The following is a 14,108-nucleotide window of genomic DNA, read 5'->3' as shown; positions in this document are numbered from 1 at the left end:
GGACGGCGCGGGCAGCCCGCGCCGCCCCGGTCGCCCCTCCCCGGAAGGACCACCATGATCTCCACCCTCCTGTCCCGCCCGAGCGGGGCGGACGGTGATCCCGTCCCGCGCCTCGTCTACGGCGCCGACTACAACCCCGAGCAGTGGCCCCGCGGCGTGTGGGAGGAGGACGTCCGGCTGATGCGCGAGGCCGGCGTGAACCTCGTGTCCGTGGGCATCTTCTCCTGGGCCCGCCTCCAGCCGGCCGAGGACACCTGGGACTTCGGCTGGCTCGACGAGATCATGGACCTCCTGCACGAGGGCGGCATCGGCGTCGACCTGGCCACGGCCACCGCGTCCCCGCCGCCCTGGCTCACCACGGCCCACCCGGAGATCCTCCCGGTCACCGCCTCCGGCGAGACACTGTGGCCGGGAGCCCGTCAGCACTGGCGCCCCACGTCGCCGGTCTTCCGACGCCACGCGCTGCGGCTGGTGCGGGAGTTGGCCGGCCGTTACGCCGGGCACCCCGCTCTGGTCGCCTGGCACGTCAACAACGAGCTCGGCTGCCACAACGTCTACGACTACTCCGACGACGCGGCCCGCGCCTTCCGCGCCTGGCTGCGCGCCCGCTACACCACGCTCGACGCGCTCAACGGCGCCTGGGGCACGGCCTTCTGGTCGCAGCGCTACACCGACTGGGAGCAGATCCTGCCGCCCCGCCTGGCCGCCTCGCACCCCAACCCGACCCAGCAGCTGGACTTCAAGCGCTTCTCGTCGGACGCGCTGAAGGACCATCTGCGCGCCGAACGCGCAGTCCTGCGGGAGATCACGCCCGGTGTCCCCGTCACCACCAACTTCATGGTGATGGGCGGCACCAGGGGCATGAACTACCCGGACTGGGCCGACGAGATCGACTTCGTGTCCAACGACCACTACGTCCGCCCGGGTCCGCAGGACCGCGACGAGCTGTCCTTCTCCGCCAACCTCACCAGCGGCATCTCCGGCGGGCGGCCCTGGTTCCTGATGGAGCACTCCACCAGCGCGGTCAACTGGCAGCCGGTCAACGTCGCCAAGCGGCCCGGCGACCTGGCCCGCGACTCGCTGCTGCACGTCGCGCACGGCGCCGACGCGGTGTGCTTCTTCCAGTGGCGGCAGTCGGCGGCCGGTGCCGAGAAGTACCACTCCGCGATGGTCCCGCACGCCGGGGCCGACAGCGACCTGTTCCGCGCGGTGGCCCGGCTCGGCGCGACGCTCGGGGCGTTGGCGCCCGTCGCGGGCAGTGAGCGGGAGCCCGCCCGGGTCGGCATCCTCTACGACTGGGAGTCGTGGTGGGCGAGCGAGCAGGACTCCCACCCCACCTCGCTGCTCGACTACCGGCAGGAGGCACTCGACTGGTACTCGGCGCTGCTCGCCCTCGGTGTCCGCGCCGACCTCGTCACCACCCGGGCCGACCTGCACCGCCATCAGGTGCTGATCGCACCCGTGCTGCACGTGGTCCCCGCCGACCTGGCCAAGACGCTCACCCGGTTCGCGGAACAGGGCGGGCACCTGATCACCACGTACTTCTCCGGGATCGTCGACGAGCACGACCACGTGTGGCTCGGCGGCTACCCGGGCGCCCTGCGCGACCTGCTGGGCATCCGCATCGAGGAGTTCGGGCCGCTGCTCGCCGGTGACACCGTCGAACTCGACGACGCGACGACCGGCAGCCTGTGGACCGACCACGTCACGGTCACGGCGCCCGAGACGGAGGTCCTGGCGCACTACCGCACCGGCGTGCACGCGGGCCGCCCCGCCGTCACCCGGCGCCCCACCGGCAGCGGTTCGGCGGCCTACGTCTCCACCCGGCTCGGCGTCGAGGGGCTCACCTCTCTGCTGCCGAGGCTGCTGACGCCCGCCGGGGTGGCGAGCGAACTGCCGGAAGGGGTCCGCGGGTCGGTCGAGCTGACCGTGCGCCGCGACGCCGGCAGCCGCTACCTGTTCCTCGTCAACCGCACCGACGACACCGTGCCGGTGCGCGGCCTCGGCGGAGACGTCCTGCTCGGCGGTACCGACGCCGACGGCGTGCTCACCCTGGGGCCCCGGGACGTCGCCGTACTGCGGCAGCCCACGGGCTGACACGCACCCGAGCACTCGCCCGCGCACCCTCGACTCCCCGGACCGGCACGCACCGTTCCGGGGGCCATCCCCTCCCGCCCCCGCCCGGGGCGACAGGGACCACCGCAGCGACGACACCGCACGTTGGGAGCACACGATGGCACGCCGTACCCGCAAGCGACGGCTCCTCGGAGCAGCCGCCCTGACCGCCCTGGCCACCGCGGCCTCACTGATCGGCGCCCCCGCGCCGCCGGCCCGGGCCGACTCGGCCGTCACCGTCCAGCCGGACCCGTCCTACCGGCAGGAGCCGTTCCAGGGCTGGGGCACCAGCCTGGTGTGGTTCGCCAACGCCACCGGCGACTATCCCCAGGAGATACGCGAGAAGCTCGCCCGTCTCCTCTTCGGCGACGACGGCCTGGCGCTCAACATCGCCCGCTACAACGTCGGCGGCGGCAACGCCCCCGACGTCAAGGACTACCTCCGGGCCGGCGGCGCCGTCGAGGGCTGGTGGAAGGCGCCCGCGGGCACCACCCGCGAGGACACCGACTGGTGGAGCGCCGACGACCCGGCCGACTGGAACGAGGACGCCGACGCCACCCAGCGCTGGTGGGTGAACCGCATCAAGGACGACATCGACCACTGGGAGACGTTCAGCAACTCCCCGCCCTGGTTCATGACCGTCAGCGGCTACGTCTCCGGCGGTTTCGACGCCACCGTCGACCAGCTCAAGCCCGGCTCCGTGGACGACTTCGCCGCCTATCTGGCGGGCGCGACGAAGCGGCTGGAGCAGGCGGAGGGCATCAGGGTCGACACCGTCGACCCGTTCAACGAGCCCAACACCACCTACTGGAGCACCCGCCTCGGCGCGGACGGCGAACCCGTCGGCGGACGCCAGGAAGGCGCCCACATGGGCCCCGGACTCCAGCAGAAGGTGCTCGCCGCCCTCGCGCCCGCTCTGGAGAAGGTGAGGACCGGCGCGAAGATCTCGGCGATGGACGAGACCAACCCGTCCATCTTCGCGCAGAACTGGGAGGCCTACTCGCAGCAGTCGCGCGACCTCGTGTCGCAGATGAACGTCCACACCTACGGCACCGGCCGGCGCACCACCGTGCGGGACCTGGCCAAGGCCGCGGACAAACCCCTGTGGATGAGCGAGGTCGAGGGCGACTGGGGCGACGGACAGAGCTTCACGGACATGCGCCCCGGTCTCGGCCTCGCCCAGCGCATCGTCGACGACCTGCGCGAACTGGAGCCGCGCGCCTGGGTGTTCTGGCAGCCCGTGGAGGACTACGACAACATGAAGCCGGGCGGCGAGTCCGCCAAGGGCGGCAACTGGGGCAGCATCCAGCTCCCGTTCAGCTGCACCGCGACGGACACCCTGGAGAGCTGCCCGATCCGGACGAACACCAAGTTCGACACCGCCCGGAACTTCACGCACTTCATCAAGCCCGGCGACCGGCTGGTCAAGGTGAACGACACCTCCAGCGCCGCCGCCGTCGGCAGTGACGGCAAGAGCGCCTCGCTCGTCCACGTCAACAGCACCACCGCCCCGCGCACGGTCACCGTGGACCTGTCCAAGTTCGCCGACGTCCGCCGCAACGCGACCGTGGCGCCCGTGGTGACCAGCGCCGACGGCAAGCTGCGCGAGCACCCCGCCGTGGCGGTCGACGACCGGCGGGCCACCTTCACCGTGCCGGCGCAGTCCGTGACCTCGTTCCGCGTCAAGGGCGTGTCCGGCGTCGCGGAGGACGCCCCGCTGCTGCGCAAGGGCCACACGTACACCCTGACCGGCGTCCAGAGCGGCAAGGCGGTCACGCTCGCGTCCAACGGCACGAACCTGGTGCTCGGGCCGACGGCCCAGCGGTGGCGGCTGAGCGCGGTGCACCCCGCGGGGGGTGTGCGCCGGCACCACGTCTTCACCGACGCCGCGACGGGCGACCGTCTCGCCGTGCGCGACAACGTGCCGGTGACGGAACCCGACACCGGCAGGCGCGACCCGGCGACCGAGTGGCTCATGTCCAGCACCGGTGACGGCACCTGGACCCTCGTCAACGCCGCCACCGGCCGCCTCCTCGAAGTGGGCGGCCAGGCCACCGACGACGGCGCCGCCGTCACCACGTGGCCGCCCAACTCGGGCTCCAACCAGCGCTGGACGGTGACGGACGTGACGAAGCCGGCCGGCGACTAGCCCTCGCCCGCCACCCGCCCTCACGGTCCGGTCCCCCGAACAGGCTCTGCCGTACGACCCCGCTCGGCGGTGGTACGGCAGAGCCTTCGCACGTCCCGGACGACCGGCCGGCTCAGTGGCTGCCGGTCAGCCGGCCGGCGAGGCGGTCGTGCATGTCGGCACTCGGCTCGTTCAGACCGGTGATGGTGACCTTCTTGCCGCGCTGGGCGTACTTGTTCTCGACGGCGTCCAGGGCCGCGACGGAGGAGGCGTCCCAGATGTGGGCGCCGGAGAGGTCGATGACCACGTCGTCCGGGTCGTCCTTGTAGTTGAACTGGTGGACGAGGTCGTTGGAGGAGGCGAAGAACAGTTCGCCGGTGACCGCGTAGACGACCTGGTTGCCGTCCGGGTCGACGACGCCGGAGACGTTGGCCAGGTGCGCGACCCGCTTGGCGAAGATCATCATCGCCGTGACGCAGCCGACGACGACGCCGATGGCGAGGTTGTGGGTGGCGACCACGCAGGCCACGGTGACCAGCATGACGATCATCTCGCCGGCCGGCATGCGCCTGACGGTCTTCGGGGCGACGGAGTGCCAGTCGAAGGTCGCCACCGACACCATGATCATGACGGCGACCAGGGCGGCCATGGGGATGTCGGAGACGACCGGCCCGAAGACGATGCACAGGACCATCAGGAACGCGCCCGCCAGGAAGGTGGACAGCCGGGTCCGGGCACCGGAGACCCGTACGTTGATCATCGTCTGGCCGATCATGGCGCAGCCGCCCATGCCGCCGAAGAAGCCGGTGACGATGTTGGCGACGCCCTGGCCGACGGACTCGCGGGTCTTGCCCGAGTGGGTGTCGGTGATGTCGTCGACCAGCTTGGCCGTCATCAGGGACTCCATCAGGCCGACCAACGCCATGGCGAAGGCGTACGGGGCGATGGTGGCCAGGGTGTCCAGGGTGAAGGGCACGTCCGGCAGGCCCGGCACCGGCAGCGAGGAGGGCAGTTCGCCCTTGTCCCCCACGGTCGGCACGGCGATCGCGGCGCCGACGGTGATGACGGTCAGGACGACGATGGAGACCAGCGGGGCCGGGACCACTGTGGTGACCTTCGGGAAGAACACCATCAGGGCGAGACCGCCGAGGACGAGCGGGTAGACGGCCCACGGCACGTCGCGCAGCTCGGGCACCTGGGCCATGAAGATCAGGATCGCGAGGGCGTTGACGAAGCCGACCATCACGCTGCGCGGTACGAACCGCATCAGCCTGGCCACCCCGAGCGCGCCCAGGACGACCTGGAAGACGCCGGCGAGGATGACGGCGGCGACCAGATAGCCGAAGCCGTGCTCATGGTTGAGCGGGGCGATGACCAGAGCGATCGCGCCGGTCGCGGCGGAGATCATGGCCTTGCGTCCGCCGACGACCGAGATGACGACGGCCATCGTGAAGGAGGCGAACAGGCCGACCGCCGGGTCGACCCCGGCGATGATGGAGAAGGAGATCGCCTCGGGGATCAGGGCCAGGGCGACGACCAGGCCGGCCAGCACCTCGGTGCGCAGGACCTTCGGCGATGCGAGCCAGTCGGGCCTGGACAGGCGGAACACGGGGCCTGCGGGCAGCGGTGAGGACATGCAACCGTTTCTGTTCGGGCGGAGGCGTCACGTGCTGGAACGCGTCCGCGTCGTTCATGATCCCGCGCACGGACGGAGCGGAATCCCAGGCGGCCGGGCCACATCGGCGGGGCCGGCCGGTCTGCGAGGCAGCCTTCCGGCTGCCGGTCGGGCATCATGGCCCGGAAGTCTTCGGATGCCATCGGGGCCCGGTCGGGGCCCGCGCCATGGCCGTTGTCTGCTGCCGCGCCTCTCGACGGCGGCGGCGAACACCTCAAGACTCTACCCTGACGTGAGGGAAGAGTGCGACGTGCGGTGCGGGAAGCGGAGGTGAACAGCCACCAAGATCCTGTGATTCACCTCACGTGGACGGTGCTGCTTCACTGATTCGAAGACCGAGAAAGACAACGAAGGGGATCATGGGGCGATGGCGGATCAGCGGCAGATGCAGATCGGCGAGGTGGCCGAGCGGACCGGTTTGTCGCTGCGCACCATCCGCCACTACGAGGAAGTGAGCCTGGTGATCCCCTCGGCCCGCAGCAAGGGCGGCTTCCGGCTGTACACGGAGTCCGACGTCGAGCGTCTGATGGTGATCCGCCGGATGAAGCCGCTGGACTTCTCCCTGGAGGAGATGCGGGACCTGCTGGATATCACCGACCGTCTGGCCGCCTCCGACGATCCGCCCGTCGGCGAGGAGCGCGAGCGGCTGCGGGAGCGGCTGGACTCCTACCGCGAGGTGGCCGACGCCCGCTGCGAGACGCTGCGTGCCCGGCTGGAGATGGCCGAGGACTTCGCCTCCACGCTGCGGAACCGCCTCCAGGCGGACACCCGCGCCGGCGCCTGATCCGCTCCGGCCCCGCACCGGCCTCCGGCGCGGTCCTTCAGGGGTGCAGCAGGTGCAGGCGGCCGGGCAGGGCCTCGATGCGCAGCGGGGCGCGTACGTCGCGGGAGGGCACGCCGTCCACTTCCAAGCGGTAGGCGCCCCAGGCGCGTTCGAAGCGCAGGCGGCGGATGCGGCGCAGGCCGAAGGAGTCGCCGCGCGCCTCCAGCAGGCCCTGATCGGTCAGGGTGATGCGCAGGGGCCGGTCGCCGGGCGCGGTGATCTTCTCGTTGTCGAGGATGAGGCGGGCGTGGCCCGGGTGCGGCTGCAACGAGACCAGGACGGTCTCGCGCACGGCGACACCGAAGCCGCCGTCGGAGAGACGGAAGCCGACCACGGGCCTACGCCGCCCCTCGAAGGCGTTCGGCTCGCCGCGCGGCGGCCCTTGCGGACGGTCGACGAGCAGCGGCAGGCCCCACAGGGCCGCGGCCCGCATGGCCTGCTCCACCTGGGATCCTCCGGCGTAAACCAGCAGGTCGGCCCTCGGTGGCCGATCGCCACGCCCCGGTCCGTCGCGCTCACCGGCCTCCGCGACGGGGCTCAACTCGGTGCTGCGCACGCGCCGTTCGTCGAGGCCTTCGCGCAGCAGCCGGGCCCGCTCGCGGTCGCCGCGGCTCCAGCCGCGCACGATGCCCACCGTGGGGCGCGCGGCCGGAAGGGTGCCGACCAGGCGTAAGGCGGCGGCCAGCAGGTGGTCGATGTCCGACGCGTCCCGGGTGGACACGTCGGGGGACGAGGTCGAGGGCGGCATGCGGGCTCCTTGCGCGCTCGGTACGGACAGACGACGCCGGGGACGCGACCCGCGGTCGTGCCGGGGCGCGGGGCCCACCAGGCCTTCGGCCGGGGCGGGAGTCGGCCTCGCGGGCCGCGGCCGACGGCCGTTTCGGAAACGACGGCTCCCCGGCCCCCGCCTCCGCGTGCCGGGGCGGCGCCGGCGGCGACCCCCCGGCCGTTCGCCTCCAACCTAGGGCGCGAGGGCCGTCCGCGTGAAGCGGGCCCCGCACGGGATGGACCGCCCTTCGAGTTCACGTGGAGACAGGGTTTTCCGCCGGTCCGGTGCCCCGGTTCCCGAGTCGCCCGCCGCTCTCCGCGAGCCGGGTCGGCACAAGACAAGGACAGGGGTAATGGATCACCCCGGCCGGCCTCCGGTAGCGTCACGGTATGAGTCACCCGCATCCCGGCCTGAAAGCCGCCCCACCACTGCCCGCCGGAGGCTTGAGGGTCGTCGCCCTGGGCGGCCTCGGCGAAATCGGCCGCAACATGACCGTCTTCGAGTACGCCGGCAAACTGCTCGTCATCGACTGCGGCGTGCTCTTCCCCGAAGAGACACAGCCCGGCGTGGACGTGATCCTTCCCGACTTCACCTCCATCCGGGACCGCCTGGACGACATCGTGGCCGTGGTGCTGACCCACGGACACGAGGACCACATCGGTGGTGTCCCGTACCTGCTGCGCGAGCGGTCGGACATCCCCGTCGTCGGATCGAAGCTCACGCTGGCGTTTCTGGAGGCCAAGCTCAAGGAGCACGGCATCCGGCCGCGTTCGGTGCGCGTGCGCGAGGGCGACCGGCGCGGGTTCGGGCCCTTCGACTGCGAGTTCGTGGCCGTCAACCACTCCATCCCGGACAGCCTCGCCGTCGCCGTCCGCACCGGTGCCGGACTGGTCCTGCACACCGGTGACTTCAAGATGGACCAGTTCCCGCTGGACGACCGCATCACCGACCTGCGGGCCTTCGCCCGGCTCGGTGAGGAGGGCGTGGACCTGTTCCTCACGGACTCCACCAACGCCGAGGTGCCCGGCTTCACCACCTCCGAGCGCGAGCTGAACCCGGCGATCGAGCAGGTGATGCGCACCGCGCCGCGCCGGGTCATCGTCTCCAGCTTCGCCAGCCATGTGCACCGCATCCAGCAGGTCCTGGACTCGGCCCACCAGTACGGCCGCAAGGTCGCCTTCGTGGGCCGCTCGATGGTCCGCAACATGGGCATCGCCCGCGAGCTGGGCTATCTGAAGGTTCCCTCCGGCCTGGTGGTCACCACCAAGGAGCTGGAGAAACTGCCCGACCACCGGATCACCCTGGTGTGCACCGGTTCCCAGGGCGAGCCGATGGCCGCGCTGTCGCGGATGGCCAACCGGGACCACATGATCCGCATCGGCCAGGGCGACACCGTGCTGCTCGCCAGTTCCCTGATCCCCGGCAACGAGAACGCCATCTACCGAGTGATCAACGGGCTGACCCGGTGGGGCGCCCACGTCGTCCACAAGGGCAACGCCAAGGTGCACGTCTCCGGGCACGCCAGCGCCGGCGAACTCGTCTACTGCTACAACATCGTCAAACCCCGCAACGTCATGCCGGTCCACGGCGAATGGCGCCATCTGCGGGCCAACGCCGACCTGGCCATCCGCACGGGCGTCGATCCCGAGCGGGTCGTCATCGCCGAGGACGGCGTTGTCGTCGACCTCGTCGACGGGCGCGCGTCCATCACCGGCAAGGTGCCCGCGGGCAACGTCTACGTGGACGGCATGGAAGTCGGCGGCGCCACCGAGGCCTCCCTCAAGGACCGCCTCACCCTCGCCTCCGAGGGTGTGGTCACGGTCGTGGCGATCGTGGACGCCGACACCGGTGCCCTCGCCGAGACCCCCGACTTCCTGGCGCGCGGCTTCGTCCACGACGACACCACCTTCGAGCCCGTCATCCCCGTCATCGAGAAGACGCTGGCCACCGCCGCCGAGGAAGGCGTCGGCGACGCGCACCAGCTCGAACAGCTCATCGCCCGCGCCGTGGCCAACTGGGCGTTCCGCACCCACCGCCGCAAGCCGCTGATCATCCCCGTCATCATCGACGCCTGACGCGCGGCCCGGCCGACATCGCGAAAGCCCCGGCCACCGGCCGGGGCGGAGACGAGGAACACGGATGGGTGCGCGCTTCGAGGAGATCGACTGGCGCCCGACCCGGCTGGGCGACATCAGCCTGCGGCGCCGCAGGTACCCGGGGTCGGACGACGACGTCTACGAGGTGAAGCTCGGCGACGAGTTCCTGATGTCCAGTCTCTTCACGGCCGGGGAGGTCGCCTTGGCGCACCTGGGGCTGGCGGAGCCGGCGGGCGACGAGCTGGACGTCGTGGTCGGCGGGCTCGGCCTCGGGTACACCGCCGGGGCCGCTCTGGACGACCCCCGGGTGCGCTCCCTGATCGTGGTGGAGGCGCTCGGCGAAGTGATCGACTGGCACCGGCGGCATCTGGTTCCGCTCGGGGCACGCGTGGCCGACGACCCCCGCTGCCGCCTGGTGCGGGCCGACTTCTTCGAGGCGGTCGGCGGCCCGGCCGGCCCGGACCCGCGGTCGCCGGGACGCCGCTTCGACGCCGTCCTGCTGGACATCGACCACTCACCGCGCCACGTACTCAACCCCCGACACGCCGCTCTGTACCGCCCCCAGGGGCTGCGCGCCCTCAGCGAGCACCTGCTGCCCGGCGGCGTCTTCGCCCTGTGGTCCAACGATCCGCCGGACGAGCAGTTCACCGCCACGCTCGCCGACGCCTTCGCCACGGCCGAGGCCCACGTCGTGGACTTCGACAACCCGCTCCAGGGCGGCACCGCGACCAACACCGTCTACGTGGCGCGCACGAGCGGGCCCTCGACCGCCTGACCTGCGAAGAGGCCTGCCCGGGCTGGGAAAACCGGCATGGCCGAAGTCATGACATGGCGCATTGGCGTCACCATGATTGGCGATCTTTGGCCTTGCTTTGACTCGCCGTATACGGCAACTTTACTCGCGGTGTGCCGGGAAGTCTGGTCGGCGGCCCGGCCCGCCATGGGCCGGCGTCAGCATGTCGCCGACCGGAGTGAGGGCCGATGTTCCAGCGTGTCGCGAAAGAGATTCTTTCCGGGCTGACCGTTTCCATAGTCGCGCTGCCGCTCGCGATCGCCTTCGGCATCACCGCCACCGGCACCTCCGAGGGCGCCCTCGTCGGACTGTACGGCGCGATCTTCGCCGGGTTCTTCGCCGCGCTGTTCGGCGGCACCCCCGGCCAGGTGACCGGCCCGACGGGTCCCATCACCGTCGTCGCCACCGGAGTCATCGCCGCGCACGGACTCGAGTCCGCGTTCCTCGCGTTCATCATGGCCGGCGCCTTCCAGATCCTGTTCGGACTGTGCAGGCTCGGCTCGCTCATACGCTTCATCCCCCACCCCGTGGTGTCGGGGTTCATGGGCGGCATCGCGCTGATCATCATCCTGGGCGAACTGGACCAGGTGCAGCGGAGCTTCCTGGTCGTGGCGGTCACCATCGTGCTGATGCTCGTGGCCACCCGCGTCATCAGGTCGATCCCGGCGAGCCTGATAGCGCTCCTGATCATCACCCCGGTCCTGCGGCTCGCGGACCCGCTGCTGCAGGACGTGGGCGTCGGACCGGTCCGGCTCAACGAAACGATCGACTACATAGGCCGGATACCGGAGTCCATCCCCTCGGTGACCGTCCCCGAGTTCGGCGGATCAACGCTCCTCACGCTCCTGCTGCCCGCGCTCAGCATCGCCCTGCTGGGTTCCATCGACTCGCTGCTGACCTCGGTCGTCATGGACAACATCACCGGCAACCGGCACCGCAGCAACAAGGAACTGATCGGGCAGGGCATCGGCAACGCCGCCAGCGGACTGTTCGGCGGGCTGGCCAGCGCCGGCGCGACCGTCAGGTCGGTGGTCAACGTCCGCAGCGGCGGCACCACCGCGCTGTCGGCGGCCACCCACAGCGTCATCCTCCTCGCCCTCGTGGCCGGCCTCGGGTCCGTCGTGCAGTACATCCCCCTCGCGGTGCTCTCGGGCATCCTGATCCTCACCGCGATCGGCATGTTCGACTGGGACAGCCTGCGCAAGGCGCACGTCTCCCCGCGGGGCGACGTCGCGGTGATGTTCGCGACGATGATCGTCACCGTCGTCTTCGACCTGACCGTGGCGGTCGCCGTCGGCGTCCTCCTGGCGCTCGTCGTGCACGCCGCGCAGTCGCGCCGGCGCAAGGCCCAGGTCGTCCACGACGGCGCGGACACGTACCGCATCGAGGGGCCGCTGTCGTTCCTGACCGTCGACCGGGTCTTCACCACGCTGCGCAACGACCGGCCGGCCGTGTCGCTGAGCCTGGAGAAGGTCGACTACATCGACATGTCCGGGGCGAAGGCGCTGCTGACCTTCATCGACCACTCGCACAGGTCCTGCGTCGAGGTGGGCATCAAGGACCTGCCCGCGCACGTCGAGGCGAGGCTCGTCGCCCTCGCCGACGACGAACAGCGCGACAAGCTGAAGACGGTCGTGGAGACGGCGTAGGCCGCGGGCGGCACGGTCCGCGTGGGCCGTGCCGCCGGGCGCGTAGCGGCGCTGCCGGGCAGCGGCCCTCCCGTCAGACCGGCGCCGGAAGTCCTCGGATCAGGTCGGCGGCCTTCTCCGCGATCATGATCGTGGGGGCGTTGGTGTTGCCCCGCACCACGGTGGGCATCACGGAGGCGTCCACCACGCGCAGCCCGCTCACGCCGTGGACACGGAGCCGGGAGTCCACCACTGGCCCGATGGAGCAGGTGCCCGCCGGGTGGTACAGGGTCTGCAACTCGCGCCGGGCGAAGTCGAGCAGGGCGGTGTCGTCGGTGGAGCGCGGGACGCGGAAGTCGGCCCGGCGGTGCTTGGCGAGCCCCGGCCGGTCGGCGATGTCGAGCATCATCCGCAGCGCCCGGACCATCGTCGCGCGATCCTCCTCGCTGACCAGGTAGTTGTGCAGGATGTGCGGCTTGGCACCGGGGAGCGTCGAACGCAGGGACACCTTGCCGCGGCTCGTGGGCGCGAGCAGGGCCGCACCGAACATGAAGGCGTGGTCGGTGACGGGGCTGATGCCCTCCTCGTGGAACATCACCGGCGTGGCGTGCACCTGGATGTCGGGGGCGTCCAGTCCCTCACGGGTGCGGAGGAACCCGCCGGCCTCGCCGACGTTCGAGGTGAGGGGGCCCCGTCCTTCGGTCTCCAGCAGGCGGAGGTTGTCCGGCGTTTCGGCCGTGAACAGCGACTCGGTGTCGGTGAGGAAGCACAGGCCGACGTGCGGATGGTCCTGCAGGTTCTCCCCGACGGGCAGGTCGACGCGGGGCGCGATGCCGCGGGCCGCCAGCTCGCCGGCCGGGCCGATGCCGGAGAGCATGAGCAGCTGCGGGGAGTTGTACGCGCCGGCCGACACCACGACCTCCCGTTCGGCGCGCAGGGACAGCAGTTCGCCGTTCCGGTCCACCTCGACGCCGGTCGCACGGTCGCCGTCGAGCAGGACGCGGGTGCACTCGACGCCGGTCAGCACTTCGAGGTTCGGCCGGGAGAGGGCCGGCCGCAGATACGCGTCGGCCGTGCTGCAGCGCAGGCCGTCGCGCTGGGTGAGGTGGTAGTGGCCGACGCCGTCCTGCTCGAGGCCGTTGAAATCGTCTGTGCGGACGTGGCCGGCTTCCTGTGCCGCCGTCAGGAAGGCGTCCGTCAGCGGATGGCGGGAGCGGCCTTCACCGACCGTGAGCGGTCCGCCGGTCGCGTGCCACGGTGACGCGGGGCCCGTGAAGTCCTCGGCGCGCAGGAAGTACGGCAGGACGTCCTGCCAGGCCCATCCGTCGGCGCCGCCGGCCGCCCAGGCGTCGTAGTCGCGGCGGTTGCCGCGTATGTAGATCATCGCGTTCATCGAGGAGGAACCGCCGAGCATCCGGCCCCGGGGCAGGTAGCGGCGGCGGCCGTCCAGTCCCGGTTCGCACTCGGTGAGGTAACTCCAGTCGTACTTCGTCTGGAAGAGTTTGCTGAACGCCGCCGGAACGTGGATCTCGGCGGCGTCGTCCGCGGGGCCTGCCTCGATGAGCAGTACGCGTGTGTTCTCGTCCTCGGTGAGCCTGGCCGCCAGCACGCACCCGGCTGATCCGGCGCCCACGACGATGTAGTCGTACACCTGTCCCCCTTCGCCCCGACACGGTTGCCCGACCCCTTCAGCCAACCGGCAGGCACCGGGGATTCACACCGTGCAATCGGCCAATGTGGGCTCGCCGTCGGCGCGTTCGCGGACAGGTGGTGCCGGCGGGGCCACCTGACGTCATCCGCCCGGGAGCGCGTGTTCCGGTTCCCGGCGCCCGCGGACCCAGCCGAACAGGGCGACCGAGCACACGGCCGCGACGGCGCACCAGGTGGAGACGGACTCCAGCCGCCACAGCCACCAGCAGACCAGTGCCCCGGCACCGAGCACGATCCCCAGGCGCAGCAGCCCGCGGTCGCCGGACAGCAGCAGCGAGCCGACCGTGGCCAGGAGGTAGCCGACGACCACGGTACGTCGCTCGTGCGCCGCACCCCGGGCGGCACGACGGCGGCCACGCCACCTCGGGCGG

The 14,108-nt window shown here is 71.3% G+C and carries 9 protein-coding genes and 1 pseudogene; 6 read left to right on the top strand and 4 right to left on the bottom strand.

Annotated features, from left to right (window positions below; translation table 11 throughout):
• Positions 1 to 54: 54 nt before the first annotated feature.
• On the top strand, positions 55 to 2,097 hold the full coding sequence (locus tag QC282_RS26225; RefSeq protein WP_279552032.1) for a beta-galactosidase: 2,043 nt from the start codon (positions 55 to 57) through the stop codon (positions 2,095 to 2,097).
• A 136-nt stretch (positions 2,098 to 2,233) separates the two neighbouring features.
• The gene (locus QC282_RS26220) at positions 2,234 to 4,264 is read left to right on the top strand and encodes a glycoside hydrolase (RefSeq protein ID WP_279552031.1); all 2,031 of its coding nucleotides are present in this window, start codon (positions 2,234 to 2,236) and stop codon (positions 4,262 to 4,264) included.
• A gap of 112 nt (positions 4,265 to 4,376) precedes the next feature.
• On the opposite strand, the gene QC282_RS26215 is transcribed toward QC282_RS26220, so the two are convergent.
• Positions 4,377 to 5,879: a SulP family inorganic anion transporter gene (locus QC282_RS26215; RefSeq protein ID WP_279552030.1), complete on the bottom strand. Its 1,503-nt coding sequence runs from the start codon at positions 5,877 to 5,879 to the stop codon at positions 4,377 to 4,379.
• Between the two features lie 406 nt (positions 5,880 to 6,285).
• Between QC282_RS26215 and QC282_RS26210 the strand changes: the two genes are divergently transcribed.
• Complete coding sequence (locus QC282_RS26210) at positions 6,286 to 6,702, top strand: MerR family transcriptional regulator (RefSeq protein WP_279552029.1); 417 nt, start codon at positions 6,286 to 6,288, stop codon at positions 6,700 to 6,702.
• 37 nt (positions 6,703 to 6,739) lie between these two features.
• Here the strand turns inward: QC282_RS26210 and QC282_RS26205 are convergent, their stop codons facing one another.
• Positions 6,740 to 7,489, bottom strand: coding sequence for a hypothetical protein (locus QC282_RS26205; RefSeq protein ID WP_279552028.1), 750 nt, complete (start codon positions 7,487 to 7,489; stop codon positions 6,740 to 6,742).
• A 410-nt stretch (positions 7,490 to 7,899) separates the two neighbouring features.
• Between QC282_RS26205 and QC282_RS26200 the strand changes: the two genes are divergently transcribed.
• The 3 genes from QC282_RS26200 (at position 7,900) to QC282_RS26190 (ending at position 12,048) form a co-directional block, all read left to right on the top strand.
• The gene (locus QC282_RS26200) at positions 7,900 to 9,585 is read left to right on the top strand and encodes a ribonuclease J (RefSeq protein WP_279552027.1); all 1,686 of its coding nucleotides are present in this window, start codon (positions 7,900 to 7,902) and stop codon (positions 9,583 to 9,585) included.
• A gap of 64 nt (positions 9,586 to 9,649) precedes the next feature.
• The gene (locus QC282_RS26195) at positions 9,650 to 10,381 is read left to right on the top strand and encodes a spermidine synthase (protein ID WP_279552026.1); all 732 of its coding nucleotides are present in this window, start codon (positions 9,650 to 9,652) and stop codon (positions 10,379 to 10,381) included.
• A 206-nt stretch (positions 10,382 to 10,587) separates the two neighbouring features.
• Positions 10,588 to 12,048 carry a SulP family inorganic anion transporter gene (locus tag QC282_RS26190; protein ID WP_279552025.1) on the top strand — a complete coding sequence of 487 codons (1,461 nt, stop codon included), beginning with the start codon at positions 10,588 to 10,590 and terminating at the stop codon, positions 12,046 to 12,048.
• 73 nt (positions 12,049 to 12,121) lie between these two features.
• Here the strand turns inward: QC282_RS26190 and QC282_RS26185 are convergent, their stop codons facing one another.
• Positions 12,122 to 13,678 carry a GMC family oxidoreductase gene (locus QC282_RS26185; RefSeq protein WP_279552024.1) on the bottom strand — a complete coding sequence of 519 codons (1,557 nt, stop codon included), beginning with the start codon at positions 13,676 to 13,678 and terminating at the stop codon, positions 12,122 to 12,124.
• Between the two features lie 141 nt (positions 13,679 to 13,819).
• Positions 13,820 to 14,047 (bottom strand): annotated as a pseudogene (locus tag QC282_RS26180) (DUF6629 family protein); the annotation flags it as partial.
• Between the last annotated feature and the right edge of the window lie 61 nt (positions 14,048 to 14,108).

This window comes from Streptomyces sp. DH24 (assembly GCF_029813775.1).
Taxonomy (GTDB): domain Bacteria; phylum Actinomycetota; class Actinomycetes; order Streptomycetales; family Streptomycetaceae; genus Streptomyces.
The sequence above is the reverse complement of the archived record's forward strand: the minus strand, read 5'-3'. Positions and strand labels throughout refer to the sequence as shown.